This is a genomic window from Streptomyces sp. NPDC094143 (assembly GCF_040303825.1).
Lineage (GTDB): Bacteria > Actinomycetota > Actinomycetes > Streptomycetales > Streptomycetaceae > Streptomyces.
In genome coordinates this window covers 1-16,864 of record NZ_JBEOTZ010000075.1, presented here as the reverse complement: position 1 = coordinate 16,864, position 16,864 = coordinate 1, and the positions used below count along the sequence as shown (strand labels likewise).

Here is a 16,864-nt window from a genome sequence, read left to right as displayed (position 1 = left end):
CAGACCGCCACGCTCTCCGGTGATCCGCGAATGTGAACCGGAAGGCAAGCAGCGGCCCTCGACGTGCCTACGCCAACCATGCACGAGCTCGTAAGGGTTGTCCCGTAATGATCATCTGGTGGCCAGAGGCACGGTTGACCGCCCGCCGTGCGGTCCGCCCGCCTATCCGGCGAGAGCGAGATTGTGCAGGCGGGCGATGCCGAGCATGGCGTGGTGGACGCCGTCGCCTTTAAGGCGGCAGTCGCGGAGGATCTTCCAGGTTTTCATGCGGGCGAAGACGTGCTCGACACGGGCGCGGACCTCCTTGTGGTACTTGTTGTGTTCCTCTTTTCAGGCTGGCAGTTCGGCCTGTCCGTGCTCGCGGCGGTGCGGGATGACGAGTCCGGTGCCCGGGTAGCCGCCGTCCGCCATCGTGGTGGTCTGCCGACGACGGACTTGGCGCCGGATTCCTCCCATGCCCTGCAGTCATGGCGGTTGCCGGCGAGCGGCCGGCCGACTAGGACGACCAGGCGGGTGTCGGCGTCGATGACGACCTGGGGGATGGTGGGGTATCGGTAGTTCTTCGACCGCAGTCGATGATCCGGTCCGCTGCCGACTTCGAGAACCCGAACAGCGGGGCGAGCTGCCGCATGGTGAGGTTCGTGCGCCAGTACGCGGCCACCAGCAGGGCCCGGTCCTCCAGCGGCAGGCTCAACGGCCGGCCCTTGCGGACCGCGTCCGCACCCTCACGCCGCAGCACGGTCATCAGCTTGCCGAACTGTCGCGGGCTGAGCCCGGTGAACGGGGCTATCCAAGACGGCTCCGACGCCGTGATCACACCGGCCACGGCGAGATCATCTCATCTTGATCAAGCGCTGGCGCCTACCAGCCTCTGGCGGGCGGGACACATCTCGTCGCCCGGACCGATTCGCATGAGAGCCTCACGCCCGTGGTTACGGAAACCGAGGTAGGAGAGCTGTTGCACCAGCGCGGCTGGCGGACGGCATTCACGGTCGCTGAAAGGGTGAACGCGTGGGCCGCCCTGGTGCGCGTCATCGAGCGCGGCTACGGCGACGACATCTACGAGTACACCAACGACCTCTACTCCCGAAACTGGCTGCACGAGGCATGGCTCCTGCTGGACGAGCACACCGTCCAGCTCTGGACCCCGAGGATACCGGTACAGGGCCGCGACCGTCGACGACGACCAAGCACTCGACCAGTTCCACAGGCTGCCTGGCCCCGACCTGTGGTGGTGGCGGAGACACCCCCGCATCCTCACCGGAGATCTCGGGCGTTCGCTTCGCTCGGCCGGTGCCATCGGCGTCGACCCTGGCACAGCGTGACCCTCAGTCTCGTGGGGTTACGGGACAACTCTCAGGCGTATTGCCCTGTGAGGTTGGGGGCGCGGCTGGCGGGTGGTTGGCCCTTCAGCCTGGTGTGTCCGCGGTGGTGATTGTAGGAGTACGTCCAGTCCTGGAACGCGTCGCGTCGCTCCTGCTCTGACCGGCAGACGAGCGTAGGCCCACTCGTCGAGCAGAGTGAGGTGGAGGCGTTCGACCTTGCCGTTGGTCTGAGGTCGGTAGGGCCGGGTTCGTTTGTGCGCGATCCCGGCCGCTGCCAGGGCATCGCGCCCGGTGCGGGAGCGGTAGCAGCTGCCGTTGTCCGTCAGGACGCGTTCGACGGTGATACCCGTGCCGGTGAAGTAGGTGTGGACCAGCTCGCCGGGCCGGTCGCATTCCGGCGTATGACGTGGCCGGTGGCCCGGTCCAGGTGCGTGAGCCGGGCGAGCCGGTAACGGGTCAGGACGCGGTGGATGGTCGAGGGCACTATAGGCCGAGCAGGTGCGCGATGCGGGCCGGTCCCCAGCGGCGCAGGACGCGGACCTTGATGATGCGGCGCTCGGTGCGGGTTGGGATCCAGCTCGGGCTGTGCTGGGGACGGGAGGAGTGGTCGCGCATGCCCGCCCTGCCCAGGGCACGGTATCGCCGGGCGGTGGTGGGCGAGACCTGGAAGCGTTCCGTAGCCCGGCGAAGGGGCCAGCCCTCCTCGACCACGCAGCGGGCCAGGCGCAGCCGTCGGTCTCGGTCAGGGGTGCATTACGGTGGGGCACGAGGGCGTGTCGGTCGGGTGTAGACGTCGCAATCCACACCGAACCGGAAGGCCCTCACCCGTTCAATACCCCTCAGCCGAGACCTGGCTCACCCGTCCACACCCCCCGGGACAAGAGACCTTAGGGTGGCCTGGCCTCAGGTCAGCTGTGGAAGCTGATGTATCCGTTGCCGTCGGGGTCGCTGCTGGACTTGGTGTAGGTGTGGACGTCGGCGCGGCTTCCTGAGGGCTTGTACAGGTAGATGGTGTCCTTGTCGTTGTTCCACAGGAAGTTGCAGTTGTCGCGGTAGACGACGTTGTGGGTGTCGGAGTCGGTGCCGTGGCCGCCGCGCAGCTTCACGTAGTCGCCGGGCTGCAGGTAGTGGTTGGCGGTGAAGGTGAAGCGGTTGCCGGTGGCGTCCTTGACGACGTAGCCCTTGAGGTTGATCGTCGTCCGGGAGGAGTAGTTCTTCACCGTCAGGTACTCCTGGTCGGTGTTGCCCGAGGAGCAGCTGTTGGAATCCCGGCCGGGCGCGTCGTACTGGACTCCGCGGATCTTCAGCGCCGAGCTGTACTCGGCGGCGTGCGCGGGAACGGCGGTCAGGGCAGTCAGGGTGCCGGCTGCAACAGCGGCAGCGGTGACGAGGCTCTTGCGCAAGAGGGGGCTCCTCATAGTCGAGCGGGTGGTGTCGCTTGTGCACGACATCCACCCCGGGTCCGGTGGTTGCGCGGGATGTGGACCTTCACCCATTCGAAGGACGCAGAGCCGCCTGCCAGCACCGGTGGGCGGTGTGCCGGTGCTGCTGGAGATCGACCACCGTGCCGAGGATGCGAGTACGGATCTGGCCGGCAGGGTGCGCCCGGCTCCACGCTGACGCCTGGAGCCGGGCGCTGTGCCAGGGAGTCCGGACCGAGGCAACGCCGGACATCCTGTTCGCGTATCCGCTCGGGGGACGGACGTGACGCGATGACCTGATCAACTACGGGTAGGACAGCGCGTCACGCGTCCGCACACGATCTGCACAGGCGGCGTCCGCAAGCATCCGGGCAGTGCCCCCATCTCCGCTGACCGCGCACACCGGGGGAGCGCAGCACCGTCGATCGGTGCATCAACCGCGCCCTCCAGTGGCCGGTTGCGACCAGGAGACGGCCTGGGGGAGGGCAGCGATATGGGCCTGCAAGTCCCGTACAGCCGCATTGCTCGTGTGGGGGGTGATCCGTGCGGCGGCGTCGTTGACGAGCTTGATGCAGCGGCTTGCTTCGGTGGCGAGCGCGGTGTCCAGGGCGGAGCGGGCGTCGGCGGCGGCCGCGTCGAGGTCGCGGCAAGCGAGGGCGCTTTCGGCGCGGTAGGCCAGGGCGAGTGACCTGGTGCGTTGCCGTGAGGGTACGAGCATGCCGATGCCGTCCGTCAGCGACTGTTCGGCACGCTGCGGTTGGCCGAGGGTCAGCCAGCAGCGGCCGGCGTCGATCGTGAGGTCGGCGGGGGACATCCATCCGGCCCAGGGCGGCGTGGTGGCGGGCTGGGCCCGTTCGAGGTCCTGCTCGGCGGCGACGAGAGCACGGCTGGTGGCGGTTCGGTCCCCGAGCACCGCGAGCGCGCCCGCACGCCGCAGGTGCAGCAGTGCGCGGGCGGCCGGCGACGCGGTGCGGGAGTGGGCGTGCTCCAGCACGGAGACGGCCGTGGCGGGGTGGTCGAGCCAGGTGGCGAAGTAGGCGAAGTCCGTCAGGATGCCGGCACCCAGGTCCCGGTTGTGCGCGGCGTGGGCGGCGTGGAGCGCCGCGCTCCAGTGCCGCTGTGCGGCGGCGTACTCGCCCTGGTCGAAGTGGAGCCATCCCGCGCACTGCGCCGCTGACGCGGCCACCTGGTGCAGCCGGCGCTCGGTGGGGTGGTCGTAGGCGGCGTGGTCGATGAGCCCGATCGTCGTGCGCAGCAGGGCGTGGACGAGGTCGGTGCACTCCGGGGCGTTGGTGTTGGTCAGTGCGCGCAGTTCATCGGTCCTCGATTCCAGCCACGCCACTAACGTGCCGTCCACGCGCCGCCCGTCCAGGGCGGTGGCCACACGCTCCGGCTCGATCGAAGCCCACTGCTGGGCGACGCCGACCAGAGCACCGGTGCTCAGGGCGAGGAAGGCCCGCCGGTCGGGATGCTGCAGAACCACCAAAACCTCCCGGAGGGCGGCGCGCGTGCCGCGGGCGCTGAAATCGTGCGGGGTGTCAAAAGCGGGCAGCCACCACGGCCAGCCCAGCGTCTCCACCAGCTCCTGAGGCACGCCGAGCACATCGGCCAGCAGCATCTGGTAGTCCGCGTCCGGGGCTGCGACCCGGCCCGACTCCCACTTGTAGATGCGGTCCCGGCTGGGTGTGAGGATCATGCCGCGCCGGCGGGCGGCTGCCTGCAGTTCGCGGGCGAGGCGCTCCATGCTCCAGCCGCGCTGTTCACGAACGTAAGTCAGTGGATGCTCCTGCAGTCGCCGACTGGCCTGCATCGCCCCTCCCCGAAGGCCGACTCGTCAGCCCTCACCGTGGCGTGCCCCCGGGGCCATGTGCAAGTCCGCCCCTGCAGCCGTCCGATCGAGCAGACAGCGGGCATACAGACGCCTCCCCCTCAACGGCGTGAGGCTGAGACGTGGGCGACCCCCGGGCCCTGCCCGAGCAGCGTGAGGGCGCGGGGGAGAGCGAAGTCGCCGAAAGGAGAGGGGACATGCGGTGCGATTAGCAGCGCGAGGAACAGACGACCTCGGCCGGGCGGACCAGGATCGCAGCGCCGCGTTCGACCTGGCCGGCCCCAGGTGGGACCGGCTGACCGACACCGACGGCAAGGCGGACGTGTTCGCCCGCGACCTGTTCGCGCTGGAGGGATGGGCGTCGCTGGCCGGGCAGCTCGGTGAACAGCAGGCGTACGCGTTCGCCGAGCGGACGTCGCTGATGTGGCTGCGCCCGGACGCCTTCGCCGCCGCAACAGCGCGCGGCGTGCTGGCCGCTGCCGAAGCGGCGGGCTTCCGGCCACTCGCCGCACAGCCGGTGCGGCTGGAGCGGTGCGGGATCCGCGTGCTGTGGGCGTACATGTGCCGGTGGGCCACGACGGAACGGCTGATGCTGCTGGACGCTCTCGCCGCTCTGGGACCGGGGCTGCTGGTGGTGTGGACCGCCGGCACGGGCTCGGCGCGGGCGGCCGGCGGCGAGCCCGTGTCCGTGCGGATGACCAGGCTGAAGGGGCGCAACGATGCACGCCGCAGAGAGCAGGCCTCTCTGCGGGCGGTGGCGGGCAGCCCGAACCGCGCCCTGACGATGCTGCACACCCCGGACGACCCGGCCGACGTCGTACGCGAGCTGGCCGTGTTCTGTGACCGGGCGGAGCGGGCGGAGCTGATCCGGCAGGCGTCCACGCACCTGGCGGGCGCACAGCCTGCCGCGATAGAGGGGGCGGTGCGCGCCGTCGAGGCCGAACTGCCGCCACTGGGCCTGCCCTCGCGGCACCGGCCGGGCCGGCCGGTGCAGGCGCGCGAGTTGTTCGCGGGGCCGGTTGAGGCGAGGTGGGCCGCCCTGGTCGCGGCATCGCACGCCTGGCCGCTGCTGACCCGGACGCCGCAGGCGGCGTTCTGGCCCGAGCAGGAGATGAGGAGCCCATGGACGTGACGACAACGCACGCTTCCAGTTCCCCGGCCAGTGCGCCCCAGGCATCGACTGCGCTGCCGTCGAGTGCGGGGCCGCTGCTGTGGCCTGGTGGTCGGAGGGCGCGCTCAACGCGGTGCGGCGGCTGCTGGAGGAAGGCGACATGGCGGCCGCCGGACCAGGCCATCCGCTGATCGACGCGTGCGAGCAGCTCGTCGCGGACGTGCTGGTGCCGGGACGGCACGTGATGCTGTGCGACTCCGGCACCGCAGCGCTCGAGACCGCCTACGCCGCTCTGCGGCTTCCGCCGGGCAGCGAAGTCCTCATCCCGGCCACCTCGTTCAGGGCCACCGCGACGGCGATGCTGCCGCAGGGCCTGGTGCCGGTGCTGTGCGACACCGATCCGGCGACCGGCGGGATCGACCTGGACGACGCCGCCGGCCGCATCACCAAGCGCACGGCCGCCCTCGCCGTCACTCACCTGTTCGGCCGCCCGGTGCCCGCGGACCCCCTCCGGCGGTTCTGCGACCAGCACCACCTGGCGTTGGTTGAGGACTGCAGCCACGCCCATGGCGCCACCTGGCGGGGCCGCCCGGTCGGCATCAGCGCGGACGTGGCGATCTTCTCGTGCGGCACGTGGAAGATGTGCAGCGGCGGGAAGGCCGGGCTGCTGGCGACGCCGGACCGCGTCGTGTGGGAGCGGGCACACGTCCTGGCCCAGCCCAAGCACCGCGCCCTGGCCCGGGTGCGCGACAACGGGCTGCGGGCCCTGGCGCAGAGCGGGGCCGGCCACAACCGGCGCGCGAGTCCGGTCGCGGCCGTCCTGGTCGCGGATCACCTGCGCCGCCTGGCGCACACGGTGGCCACGAAGAACGAGCGCCAGGCCGCCGTGGAAGAGCTCCTGGCCCGGCACCTGCCCGCGCTGGTGCCGCTGCCCGAGCCAGTCGGCCGGACGGCAGGAGCCTTGTACAAACTGCACTGGCGCCTCACCGATGGCCGCCCGGCGCACCAGGTGGTGACGGCGCTGCGCGCAGCGGGGGTGCGGGCCTGGCTGCCTGCCCAGCCGCTGCACCAGCTGCCGCTGTTCACCGATCCCGACCTGGCCGCCCTCCTCGGCCTGCCCCGCCCGGCGCAGGTCGCCCCGGACGGCTTCCCGGGCACCGTCCGGTTCCTGGCGGACCTGGTGGAGATCGACACCCGGGACCTGTACAAGCCGCTGCCCGACGGCGACCCCGACCCCTACGACCACGCGCTCGCCGCGGCCGCCGAACGGCTGTCCGCAGTCGGAACCTGAAACGACAAGGACGACCCCATGCATCCTTTGTCCACCCCGTTACGCCTGCGGGGCATCGAACTGCGCAGCAGGCTGGGCCTGCCGCCCATGAGCACCTACCAGGCCACGGCCGGCAACCTGCCCGACGTCCACTGGCACCTGCCGCACTACCAGACCCGCTCCATCGGCATGGGCCTGGTCATCGTGGAGGCCACCGCCGTCGCTCCCGAGGCCCTCGCCACCCCCGACGACCTCGGCCTGTGGAACGACGACCAGACAGGCGCGCTGAGCGAGGTCGCCGCGGTGATCGCCGCGCAGGGGGCCGTGCCGGGCCTGCAGCTCTCCCATGCTGGCCGCAAGGCCTCCCGCACCCGCCCCTTCGGGGAGCACGGCGACCGGCCGCTCGACCCGGCCCAGGGCGGATGGACGCCGCTGGCGCCCTCGGCGCTGGCCTTCGCCGACGGCTACCGCGTGTCCGCGGAGATGACCCGCGCCCAGATCGACACCGCCATCGCCCAGTTCGCGGCCGCCGCGACCCGGGCCGCCGCGGCCGGCTTCCGCCTGCTGGAACTGCACGCCGGACACGGTCGGCTCCTGCACAGCTACCTCTCACCCCTCGCCAACCGCCGCACGGACGCCTACGGCGGAACCTTCACCAACCGCACCCGTCTGCTGCGCCAGACCGTCCGGGCCGTACGGGACGCCTGGCCCGCCGAGCTGCCGCTCGCCGTGCGCCTGTCGTGCACCGACTTCCTGCCCGGCGGCTGGACTCTGAAGGACACGCTGCGCCTGGTACCGCTGCTCGCCGAAGACGGCGCCGACCTGATCGACTGCACCAGCGGCGGCATCGCCCGCCCCGAACCCCGCCCCACCGGCCCCTGCTGGCAGGCCCCCTACGCGGCCGCCGTCCGGGCCCGCACCGGCGTACTCACCGCGGCCGTCGGCAAAATCACCAACCTGGAACAAGCCGCCCGCCTGCTCGCCACCGGTGCCTGCGATCTCGTCCTGATGGGCCGCCAGCTCCTCATCGACCCGATGCTGCCCGCCCGGCACGCCCCTCAGCTGGCCCCGCCGCCCTACCGGCGGGCGCTGGCCACCGTCTCCACACCGGCCGACGGCCACCTGCCCCCCGAACTCTGAAGCCGAACGGAAGGAACCCCGGTCATGCTGGTCATGCACGACGTCGGCCTCATCTTCGTCCGCACCGAAAGACCGCCGGCACCTCGGTGGAGATCGCCCTGTCCCGCCACGCCTCACCGCGCGACATCATCACCTCCCTCTCCCCACGCGCGAAGCGCTCCGCGCGAGGCAAGGAGGCCGGGCCCCGCAGCACCACCTGCACCCGGGCCACACCCCTGGGGCCGAACCGGTTCCGCCGGGGCCCGGGCCCGGCGTGCGCTACTACAACCACATGCCGGCCACCGAGATCCGCGAACAGCTCGGCCCCCACACCTACCACCGCTACCTGACCGTGTGCCTGGAACGCAGCCCCTACGAGAAGGTCCTCTCGCTGTACTTCCACCGCCACCGCACCACCCCGCGCATCCCCATCGAGGAGTTCATCGACACCGGCGAGTTCCGTGACGCGCTCAACTGGCCGCTGTACACCGACCACAGCGGTACGGTCATGGTCGACCAGATCATCCGGCACGAACACCTCCAGGCCGGCCTCGACGCCCTCACCGCCCGCACCGGCCTGCCCACCCTCGCCCTGCCCCGCGCCAAGGCGCAGTTCCGGCCGCCCGGCACCGGCTACCGCGACCTGCTCACCCCCGCGGCGCGCAAGGCCGTCGAGGAGGCCTACGCCGCCGAGTTCACCTACCACGGCTACACCTGGTAGCCCCGCCACAGCGTTGGCCCGCTCCCACGGCGGCGAACCTGGGGAGCGGGCCAACGCTGTGACGGGATGCTCCTATGGCGGCTCTTCCGGATCTTGTCGAGCCCCGCCGTACCTGGCGAGATTCAGAGCTGGCGGCCCGGAGCTGATCTATGTTGACAACATGACACGGAGTCACCTTCCCCTCGTCGCGACCCTTCTGGCTTGCCTCTCGCTATCCGCTTGCTCCGCAGACAAGACACCGCCGACCCCCGCTGGGGCGCCGTCAGCGAGCGGAACCGGCAAAGCAAGGCCGTCCAAGGACAACCCCGACCTGCCGCTGACCAAGCAGCTCAGCCGGGGGGAACTCACACAGGCGATTCCCGACGCTGAAGACCTGGTCCCCGGCTACCTTCCCGGCAGTCTGCACAAGCGCATGCCGGGCGAGCCCGACGACTGTGCTCCGCTGGACACTCCAGCGCCGGCCGGTTGGCAGCGAGCGGGTAGCGGCGACTACGACTATCAGGGAACGACCGTCTCACGAGGCATTGATCTAGACGTCTGCCAGTTCGACAGTGTCGCGCACGCGAAGGCGGCGTACGACCAGTGGCCGGACACGGATGAAACGGCCCCCCTCGAGACCGGTCGAGTCGGAGAGGAGTCGATCTTCCTCGCCCACAGTGGATCGAGTGGCACGGTCTACGGCTACAGCAGGTCCGGCACCGTCATCGCCCGAGTCACAGTGGAGGACGCGGGCGCGGATCCCACAGACGCCCATGACGTGCTGGCCGCCACTATCAAACGACTCCAGCAGGTCCAGGCAGGCCAGCGAGCCACGGCGACGGCGCCCGAGATCGCTGCAACGGCACAGACTCAGCGCTAGTTGTATTGCCCTGTGAGGTTGGGGACGCGGCTGGCGGGTGGTTGGCCTTTCAGCGCGGTGTGTCCGCGGTGGTGATTGTAGGTGTGCAGCCAGCTGGGGAAGGCGTCGCGTCGTTCCTGCTCTGAGCGGTAGGGGCGGGCGTAGGCCCATTCGTCGAGCAGGGTGCGGTTGAAGCGTTCGACCTTGCCGTTGGTCTGGGGCCGGTAGGGCCGGGTTCGCTTGTGGGTGATCCCGGCTGCTGCCAGCAGGTCTCGCCAGTCGCGTGAGCGGTAGCAGGAGCCGTTGTCGGTCAGCACGCGCTCGACTGTGATGCCGCAGGCGGTGAAGAACGCCTGCGCCCGGCTCCAGAAGCCGGTGGCGGTCTCCTTCTTCTCGTCCGTGTGGATCTCGCTGTAGGCGAGGCGGGAGTGGTCGTCGACGGCGGTGTGCAGGTAGCTGTAGCCGGTGCCGGAGCGTGTTGTGCGGCCGGCCTGGCGGCCCAGGACCTTGTGGCCGCCGCCGTCGGGGATGTTGCCGAGTTTCTTGATGTCGACATGCACCAGCTCGCCCGGCCGGGCGCGTTCGTAGCGGCGTATCGCCCGGCCGGTGGCCCGGTCGAGATGGGCCAGGCGGGCCAGGCCGAAGCGGGTCAGCACGCGGTGGACCGTGGAGGGATTCAGCCGCAGCAGGTGCGCGATGCGGGCCGGTCCCCAGCGGCGCAGGACACGGACCTTGATGATCCGCCGCTCGATGCGGGTCGGGGTGCGACGCGGGCTCGTGCGCGGGCGGCTGGAGCGGTCGTTCATGCCCGCCTCGCCGAGCAGGCGGTAGCGGTTCGCCCACCGCTGGGCCGTGCTCGGCGAGACCTGGAAACGTTCGGCGGCCCGGCGAAGGGGCCAACCGTCCTCGACCACGCAGCGGGCAAGGCGCAGACGGCCGGTCTCGGTCAGGGGTGCATTACGGTGGGGCACGAGGGCCTTTCTGGTCGCCGGTGCAGATGCCGCAATCCACACCGAGTCAGAAGGCCCTCACCCATTTCAAGATCCGTCAGCCGAGAGCTGCGTCACCAACCTCCGTGGACAGAACAGCTAGTGGCCCCTTGGTACTGTGATCAACACGTAGCATAGACATGCTGCGGCGGGCAGACGGGGGGGCCGGGAGCGGAGGCGCCGGTCGGCGCTCCTGTGGTGGCCTGCCACCTCGACCAGCCGGGCACGCCCCACGCCTACCGCTGGTGTGCGGGCTGGCTGGCCACGGTGGGCGAATACCACCTCGCGATCCGGCTGGCACTGGCCTTCGACATCCTGGCCGGCCATGCAGTGAAACCCCGCAGCAACTGGCCGCGCCTGTATGCCAGCCTGGACGCCCTCCTGGCGGCCCGGGCCGAGCAACTGGGGGCGCCCACACACGACTGACTGGCCGAGTTACCGCTGCCCCGAGCCCTCTCGGGTGCGGGGACGACGCCCGGGCAGGCAGCCCGCTCTCCCCCGGTGGGCAGAGCGGGCCCAAGGCTCCTACAAGTGGCCTCTATGCCACCGGTGCGGCGCCCGCACCGGTCAGACGCACCAGGTCTTCGGCGAAGCGCGGGTAGCTGGTCGCCACCGAGTCCCAGCCCTCGATCACGGTCGTCCCCTCGGCCGCGCACGCGCCGGCGACGGCGGCCGTCATCGCGATCCGGTGGTCACCGTGGCTGTCCACCCGGGCCGGGCGCAGCCGGGAGGTGCCCTCGATGACCATGCCGTCCTCCGTCTCGGTCACCTTCACGCCGAACGCCCGCAGCATCGCCGCGGTGGAGGCGATCCGGTCGGACTCCTTCGCCCGCAGATCACCCGCTCCGGAGATCACGGTGGTGCCCTCGGCGACGGCGGCCGCCATCGCCAGCACCGGCACCTCGTCGACGATCCCGGGAATGTCCTCAGCGGTCAGCTCCACCGCCCGCAGCCGCGACGCGCGCACGCTCAGCGTCCCCGCCGTCGTGTCGAAGGTGATGTCGGCCCCCATGCGTTCCAGCACGCCGACGAAGTCGCTGCGCCCGAACCCGGGATACAGGTTCTCGACCACGATCTCGCCCTGCTCGGCGAGCAGCGCGGCCACCGCCCAGAACGCTGCCTGGCTGGGGTCGCCCGGCACGCTGACGTCCGCCGCCGTCAGCCGGCCGGGCTCCACCGTCACCCGGTGAGCGTCCACCCGCACCCGGGCGCCGAACTCGACCAGCATCTCCTCGGTGTGCCGCCGCGTCGCATGCACCTCTTCCACCGTGGTCGGGCCCGTAGCGGACAGGCCCGCCAGCAGCAGCGCCCCCTTGACCTGCGCTGACGCGACCTTGGGGGCGTAGGTGATACCGGTCAGCGAGCCACCGCGAATCACCAGCGGCGCCAGATTCCCGCCCTGGCGGCCGTCCACGCCCGCCCCCATCAGCCGCAGCGGCGCGGCGATCCGCTCCATCGGGCGCCGGCGCAGGAACCGGTCCCCGGTCAGCACCGAGATGCCGTCGATGCCCGCGCACACCCCTGAGGTGAGCCGGATGCCGGTGCCGGCGTTGCCGTGGTCGAGGACATCGTCCGGCTCGTGCCGGATCGGCCCTTCCACCCGCACTCGCCCGTCACCCGCATCGGTGACGATCACTCCGAAGCGCTCGACGGCGCGCAGCGTGTGCGTCACGTCCTGGCCCTTGGACAGGCCGGTGATCATGCTGGAGCCGTGGGCCATCGCCGCCATCAGCACGGTACGGTGCGAGATGGACTTGTCGCCCGGCACCCGGAGGGAGCCACGGGCGGGCCCGGCCCCGGTCACCTGCAGGCTGGAGACGGCGTCGAGATCGGAAGCGGCGGGGGGTGTCATGAGACTTCTTCCTCTGCGCAGGAACGTGCACGGTCTGAGAACGAGCGACAGGGGACGACTCAACGTGTCCAGACGATCACGCTTATGGTCGACACTACGCGTCTCGCACTGCACCGCGGGCTCCGATTCGAGAAGTTGGCGCCCCCGCAGGACGGGCCCCAGCGGCCGCACGCAGCGCACGCCCTGACCCCCTCCTTTCCGCGACCGGTTTGCCGTGCCGGCACCAGCGACGTGTGTGTCGACGTCGGCCACCGGCCCGGTCCCGAAGAGCCGGACGAGGCTCCTGGTCGCCCGGCCGACACCGCCCCCTCGCTCCGTGGACACATGCCTACGGCCTGCTGTGCCGGCGGGCGCACGCATGCGTGGCGGCCGTGCCGCTCGTAGGCTGGTGCTGCTCGGGGCTAGCGTGGAGGTACCTCATGCCCCGAACCGTGTGGTCAGGCGCCATCTCCTTCGGTCTGGTCACCGTGCCGATCAACGTGCAGAGCGCCACCGAAGATCACAGTGTCCACTTCCACCAGTACCACCTGGAGGACATGGGCCGCGTGCGGGTGCGAAAGTTCTGCGAGGCCGAGGACCGCGAGGTCCGCAATGACGAGATCGGCAAGGGCTACCAGCTCACCAAGGAGCAGGTCATCCCGATCAGCGACGACGAACTGCGCGACCTGCCCCTGCCCACCGCCAAGGCCATCGAGATCGAAGCGTTCGTGCCCCTGGAGTCCGTGGACCCGATCCGGATCGGCGAGGGCTACTACCTCCAGCCGTCCGGGCAGGTCGCGCACAAGCCCTACAAGCTCCTCGCGAAGGCCCTCGGCCGCTCCGCCAAGGTCGCCGTCGCGAAATACGCCTGGAGCGGGCGGGAACGCCTGGGGCTGCTGCGGTGCGCGACGACGTGATCGTGCTGCACGCCATGCGCTGGCCCGACGAGATCCGCGACCCCAGCGAACTGCTGCCGCCGCCGGTGGAGCTGTCCGACGAGGAGATCGAGGGCGCCCTGGCGCTGATGGACAGCATGACCCGCGAGGATCTCGAAGGCGCAGAGTTCCAGGACACCTACACCGAGGCCCTGGAGCAGATCATCGAGGCCAAGCGGGAGCACCGCGAGCCGCCGACCCTGCCGGAGCCGGAGGGGGAGCCGGGTCAGATCGTCGACCTCATGGCCGCCCTGACCCAGTCCGTGCAGAAGGCGCGGGCGGACCGCGGAGAGGACGCCGACGTCCACGACATGCCGAAGAAGAAGACCGCGAAGAAGCAGCCGGCCAAGAAGACCGCAGCAAAGAAGACAGCAGGGCGCAAACCGCGCAAGAGCGCGTGAACTCGATCGCCCCCGGGGCGTCCGGCCCGGCGAGCCCGGTGCGCCGACTGTGGGGGAAGCCCGGCTGGTCAGCGCGGAATGATCGCCCCCGCAGTGCTACGCGTCAGGCTCTTGACGCAGGTCCAGGAAGCAGCGCAGCCGTACACCGGGCTCGCCGAGTGCCCGGGTCGTATGATCCGCCGGCGCGATGGCGCACCGCGCGCCGAGCAGCTCCTGCACGGCGAAGGCGGTGTCATCAGCGGCGGTCGCGACCTCCACGACCGCCAGGCCCGGCGCTGCCACATGTGACTCGTTGATCTGCTTCATGCCTGGCACTAGCGCCCGGGCGCCCCCGCGAGTTCTCCCGAGCGTGAGTCTTCACCCGACCGGGTAAGCCGCCGGGCACGGCCAGCGGATCAGTTGGCCTCACAGCCGATGCCGTCGCCGTCCCGGTCAAGGCGGTGCGGGTCGTCGGGGCCGACCCAGACGGGCCCTGACAGGTCCGAGCAGTCCACATCGGGCGCACCGGGGTCAGGCCCGTCCGGGAGGTCTGGGCGCGCCGGGGTCTCCGGGACGGAGTCGGCCGAGTCCGAGGGAGAGGAGGAGGTCTCCGGCTGCGCGGGGCAGGCGGTCCACAGGCCGGCTCCGGCCTGCTGGGCGACGTCCTCGGCGTCGGAGATCCTGGTCCAGTACTTGTCGTTGGGCGGGTAGAGGACCGCCTCGGCGTGACCGCTGCGAACGAGAGACTCGTTGACGAAGGTTCCCTGCTCGTTCCACACGTACAGCAGGTACCGGTCATAGCGGTCGGTGAGTTCGACGTCCCGTTCGGCGCGGATGCGGCTGCCCGGGGGCAGGAGCGTGGTGGTGCGGGCGGTGGCCTCGTCAGCGAAACAGGCACCTCGCTCCGGGGTGTCAATTTCCAGAAGCCGGACCCCAGCCACGGTGTCTCTGGGCAGGACCCCGCCGTCGCCGCGCACCTCGAGGGTGTCACCGTCGATGATGCGGAGCACCACCGCGCCCAGCGAAGCGGTTGAGGGTGGCTTGGGCTTCGTGGTCTGCGCGGGGGCGTCGGGGGTCTCGGCAGGCGGCTTCGTTGTACCTGCGGGCGAGTCGTGACGAGGGTTCTCGGACGGCTGAGTCGCGGAGGTCTCTGGCGGTGCAGTCGTGCCGGAGGTGCCCTTTTGGCCTCCGTCAAGCAGCGTCCCGAGGCCGCCCAAGACCACAAGAATGCCGAAAAGCACAAGGACTGCGGTGATCCAGGGATGCTTGGGGCGTTTGGGCCTGCTGGGACCACGCGGGCCTTGGAGACCCGGACGCCAGGGTTGGTCCCGCCGGTCGTTCGCGTCAGGTGGCGGAGAAGGGCACATGGAGCCCTCCAGAGGTAAGAATGCTGCTTCCAAGTACAGCACTCGCTCTGCCCGGCCGCCTTTCGACGGGCCTGGGAATGCTTGCAGCCCTACTCGTCAGGGAACGGAAGCGCCTCCCGATGTTGGAGGTCGGAATGATGAGGCACTCGGAGTTATTCTGAGGCTGTGACACGGATAAGCGGCGCTGACATCCCGGTCGGGAGGATGAGTCCTGCGGGAAGTGTCGTGTGGGCTCTCATCCCTCTTTTCACGCTCGGGCTGGGAACGATGTTTGTCCTCGCGTGGGCGGCCTACCGGCTTCGATCACGCGCGCTAGGCATTGCCGCCGTCATCGCGTTGATTATAACCGTCCTCGCCTTCGTCTTGATCGGCGCGTCGGATGATGCGGACAGCACCGCGAGTGGTGTATTGATCATCATGCTGATTGGCGGCGGTCTTACAACGACGTTCAGCGTTCGGCGACAGCTTATTAAACCAGGTTACGGAGACCCCACCGGGGCCAAGACTGATCCTGTGTGGCCATCCCCTGGCCGGGCAGTACCACGCCGAGACGGTGTGGACCCGGCGATCGGTGAAGCGCTGGGACGTCGGCAGCGACGGGCCGAAGCACGACGGATCCTGGAACACGATCCCGCCCTTGCACGGGAACTGCGGATTGGCCGACCCGATCTTCCACGGAAGTTCGACGATGGAGGTCTCGTCGACATCAATCACGTACCGGCCACGATTCTCGCCACACTGCCAGGCTTTACGCCGGAACTGGCTGACCGGGTAGTACGGGTCCGCGACGAGCACCATGGTTTTACCTTCGTCGAAGAGCTTGAGGCCTACGCCAACCTGCCTGAGGGCCTTGCAGACGAACTAGCCGAACGGTTGCTCTTCCTCCGGTAATGCTGATCACTAATCGTGACCGCTTCACAAAAGCAGTGCCGGAACCACTCCAGGTGAATCAAGCCATAGGGGGCAAGATCTCCGGACCCACCGGCCCGGAGGGCGATGGAGTCGGAGCTGCCGGAGTGGCAATGGATTGAGGTGCTGTTGAAGTCCCCCGAGGGCGCCCGGCACGGCTTCACTCGTGGGTTTCGAAGACGGCAAACCGACTCTGTCAGCCGTGCACGGGCGGCCGTCTAATCTGCATGTGACCTAGATTGCGACCTGCATCACCGCCGTGACGCATGGCGCAGATGTGGGCGACGCCGCAGGGCGGTTTGCGACCGGTTGTCGGTACCTCGGCGAGGTCGGATGTTGGACGAGATGACGTTCAAGGGCCCCGGGGGATGTTGGCTCCCGCCCGGCGGCTTCGAGGTGCCGGACGGGAGCAGCACGGGGCCCTCCTGGGGTTCCTTGAGCACGAGGGAACCCGCGCGCCTTCCAGACGGGAAGGTGTGACGCTCAGGCGTCTCCTTCATGGTGCCTCGCCCCCGGACAGCGGCTGTGCAATTGCATGCATGGTGATCGGAAGCGACTGATTCTGTCGCGGTTCTGCCTGAGGTGAGGCGGAAGTTGACTTTTTAGTGTGCATAGGAGGGCTCATCGAACATCTTTGTTCCGTGACTCCTTGATCACGTTGAGTGTCGGCTCCGGCGCCCGTAATGCTGTGCACCACCTCCCTCCCCGGCGCTTGAGCACCGCCGGGGAGGGAGGCCTTCCAGACCGCAACTTCGATGCAGAGAAGGTGAAATGCCCAGTCGAAAGGTGTGGATCATCGCCGTGCTGGCGGTGGTCCTCG

At 69.9% G+C, this 16,864-nt stretch carries 14 protein-coding genes and 3 pseudogenes; 8 read left to right on the top strand and 9 right to left on the bottom strand.

Going from position 1 to position 16,864, the window contains the following annotated elements; translation table 11 throughout:
• Positions 1-162: 162 nt before the first annotated feature.
• The 4 genes and pseudogenes from ABTZ58_RS38815 to ABTZ58_RS38800 all read right to left on the bottom strand — a co-directional run bounded on the left by ABTZ58_RS38815 (position 163) and on the right by ABTZ58_RS38800 (position 4,556).
• Positions 163-826 (bottom strand): annotated as a pseudogene (locus ABTZ58_RS38815) (transposase).
• A gap of 530 nt (positions 827-1,356) precedes the next feature.
• Positions 1,357-2,092: pseudogene (locus tag ABTZ58_RS38810) on the bottom strand (integrase core domain-containing protein).
• Positions 2,093-2,233: 141 nt separating this feature from the next.
• On the bottom strand, positions 2,234-2,743 hold the full coding sequence (locus ABTZ58_RS38805) for a lamin tail domain-containing protein (RefSeq protein WP_351367813.1): 510 nt from the start codon (positions 2,741-2,743) through the stop codon (positions 2,234-2,236).
• Positions 2,744-3,179: 436 nt separating this feature from the next.
• Complete coding sequence (locus tag ABTZ58_RS38800; RefSeq protein ID WP_502996212.1) at positions 3,180-4,556, bottom strand: helix-turn-helix domain-containing protein; 1,377 nt, start codon at positions 4,554-4,556, stop codon at positions 3,180-3,182.
• A 220-nt stretch (positions 4,557-4,776) separates the two neighbouring features.
• Between ABTZ58_RS38800 and ABTZ58_RS38795 the strand changes: the two genes are divergently transcribed.
• From ABTZ58_RS38795 to ABTZ58_RS38775, 5 genes are all read left to right on the top strand, one after another.
• Entirely contained in the window at positions 4,777-5,706 is a 930-nt protein-coding gene (locus ABTZ58_RS38795) for a hypothetical protein (protein ID WP_351367806.1), read from the top strand.
• 79 nt (positions 5,707-5,785) lie between these two features.
• Positions 5,786-6,976, top strand: coding sequence for a DegT/DnrJ/EryC1/StrS family aminotransferase (locus tag ABTZ58_RS38790; protein WP_351367804.1), 1,191 nt, complete (start codon positions 5,786-5,788; stop codon positions 6,974-6,976).
• 18 nt (positions 6,977-6,994) lie between these two features.
• Positions 6,995-8,095 (top strand): oxidoreductase, encoded by a 1,101-nt coding sequence (locus ABTZ58_RS38785; protein WP_351367801.1) that lies wholly within the window; start codon positions 6,995-6,997, stop codon positions 8,093-8,095.
• A 271-nt stretch (positions 8,096-8,366) separates the two neighbouring features.
• Positions 8,367-8,795, top strand: coding sequence for a hypothetical protein (locus tag ABTZ58_RS38780; RefSeq protein ID WP_351367798.1), 429 nt, complete (start codon positions 8,367-8,369; stop codon positions 8,793-8,795).
• A gap of 160 nt (positions 8,796-8,955) precedes the next feature.
• Positions 8,956-9,654, top strand: coding sequence for a hypothetical protein (locus ABTZ58_RS38775; RefSeq protein ID WP_351367795.1), 699 nt, complete (start codon positions 8,956-8,958; stop codon positions 9,652-9,654).
• Here the strand turns inward: ABTZ58_RS38775 and ABTZ58_RS38770 are convergent.
• Positions 9,651-10,604 carry an IS481 family transposase gene (locus ABTZ58_RS38770; protein ID WP_351367792.1) on the bottom strand — a complete coding sequence of 318 codons (954 nt, stop codon included), beginning with the start codon at positions 10,602-10,604 and terminating at the stop codon, positions 9,651-9,653. The genes ABTZ58_RS38775 and ABTZ58_RS38770 overlap by 4 nt on opposite strands.
• A gap of 216 nt (positions 10,605-10,820) precedes the next feature.
• Here ABTZ58_RS38770 and ABTZ58_RS38765 point away from each other — a divergent pair, with 216 nt between their 5' ends.
• Positions 10,821-11,048: a DUF6283 family protein gene (locus tag ABTZ58_RS38765; RefSeq protein ID WP_502996211.1), complete on the top strand. Its 228-nt coding sequence runs from the start codon at positions 10,821-10,823 to the stop codon at positions 11,046-11,048.
• Between the two features lie 112 nt (positions 11,049-11,160).
• On the opposite strand, the gene aroA is transcribed toward ABTZ58_RS38765, so the two are convergent.
• Complete coding sequence (gene aroA / locus ABTZ58_RS38760) at positions 11,161-12,474, bottom strand: 3-phosphoshikimate 1-carboxyvinyltransferase (protein ID WP_351367789.1); 1,314 nt, start codon at positions 12,472-12,474, stop codon at positions 11,161-11,163.
• Between the two features lie 419 nt (positions 12,475-12,893).
• Between aroA and ku the strand changes: the two are divergent.
• A pseudogene (ku, locus tag ABTZ58_RS38755) lies at positions 12,894-13,789 on the top strand (non-homologous end joining protein Ku).
• A 96-nt stretch (positions 13,790-13,885) separates the two neighbouring features.
• Here the strand turns inward: ku and ABTZ58_RS38750 are convergent.
• The 3 genes from ABTZ58_RS38750 to ABTZ58_RS38740 form a co-directional block, all read right to left on the bottom strand.
• Positions 13,886-14,095, bottom strand: a complete 210-nt coding sequence (locus ABTZ58_RS38750; RefSeq protein WP_351367786.1) for a DUF6207 family protein — start codon at positions 14,093-14,095, stop codon at positions 13,886-13,888.
• Positions 14,096-14,184: 89 nt separating this feature from the next.
• Positions 14,185-14,781 (bottom strand): thermonuclease family protein, encoded by a 597-nt coding sequence (locus ABTZ58_RS38745; RefSeq protein WP_351367783.1) that lies wholly within the window; start codon positions 14,779-14,781, stop codon positions 14,185-14,187.
• A 666-nt stretch (positions 14,782-15,447) separates the two neighbouring features.
• Complete coding sequence (locus ABTZ58_RS38740; RefSeq protein WP_351367819.1) at positions 15,448-15,933, bottom strand: hypothetical protein; 486 nt, start codon at positions 15,931-15,933, stop codon at positions 15,448-15,450.
• Here ABTZ58_RS38740 and ABTZ58_RS38735 point away from each other — a divergent pair.
• Positions 15,862-16,026 (top strand): helix-hairpin-helix domain-containing protein, encoded by a 165-nt coding sequence (locus tag ABTZ58_RS38735; RefSeq protein WP_351367816.1) that lies wholly within the window; start codon positions 15,862-15,864, stop codon positions 16,024-16,026. The two genes, ABTZ58_RS38740 and ABTZ58_RS38735, sit on opposite strands and share 72 nt — an antisense overlap.
• The last annotated feature ends 838 nt before the right edge of the window (positions 16,027-16,864 follow it).

Excerpts from the sequence above, each read along its gene's own strand:
- ABTZ58_RS38785 (WP_351367801.1), top strand. The coding sequence starts at position 6,995 with ATGCATCCTTTGTCCACCCCGTTACGCCTGCGGGGCATCGAACTGCGC.
- ABTZ58_RS38750 (WP_351367786.1), bottom strand. The coding sequence starts at position 14,095 with ATGAAGCAGATCAACGAGTCACATGTGGCAGCGCCGGGCCTGGCGGTC.
- ABTZ58_RS38740 (WP_351367819.1), bottom strand. The coding sequence starts at position 15,933 with ATGGTGCTCGTCGCGGACCCGTACTACCCGGTCAGCCAGTTCCGGCGT.
- ABTZ58_RS38805 (WP_351367813.1), bottom strand. The coding sequence starts at position 2,743 with ATGAGGAGCCCCCTCTTGCGCAAGAGCCTCGTCACCGCTGCCGCTGTT.
- ABTZ58_RS38800 (WP_502996212.1), bottom strand. The coding sequence starts at position 4,556 with ATGCAGGCCAGTCGGCGACTGCAGGAGCATCCACTGACTTACGTTCGT.
- ABTZ58_RS38775 (WP_351367795.1), top strand. The coding sequence starts at position 8,956 with ATGACACGGAGTCACCTTCCCCTCGTCGCGACCCTTCTGGCTTGCCTC.
- aroA (WP_351367789.1), bottom strand. The coding sequence starts at position 12,474 with ATGACACCCCCCGCCGCTTCCGATCTCGACGCCGTCTCCAGCCTGCAG.
- ABTZ58_RS38780 (WP_351367798.1), top strand. The coding sequence starts at position 8,367 with ATGCCGGCCACCGAGATCCGCGAACAGCTCGGCCCCCACACCTACCAC.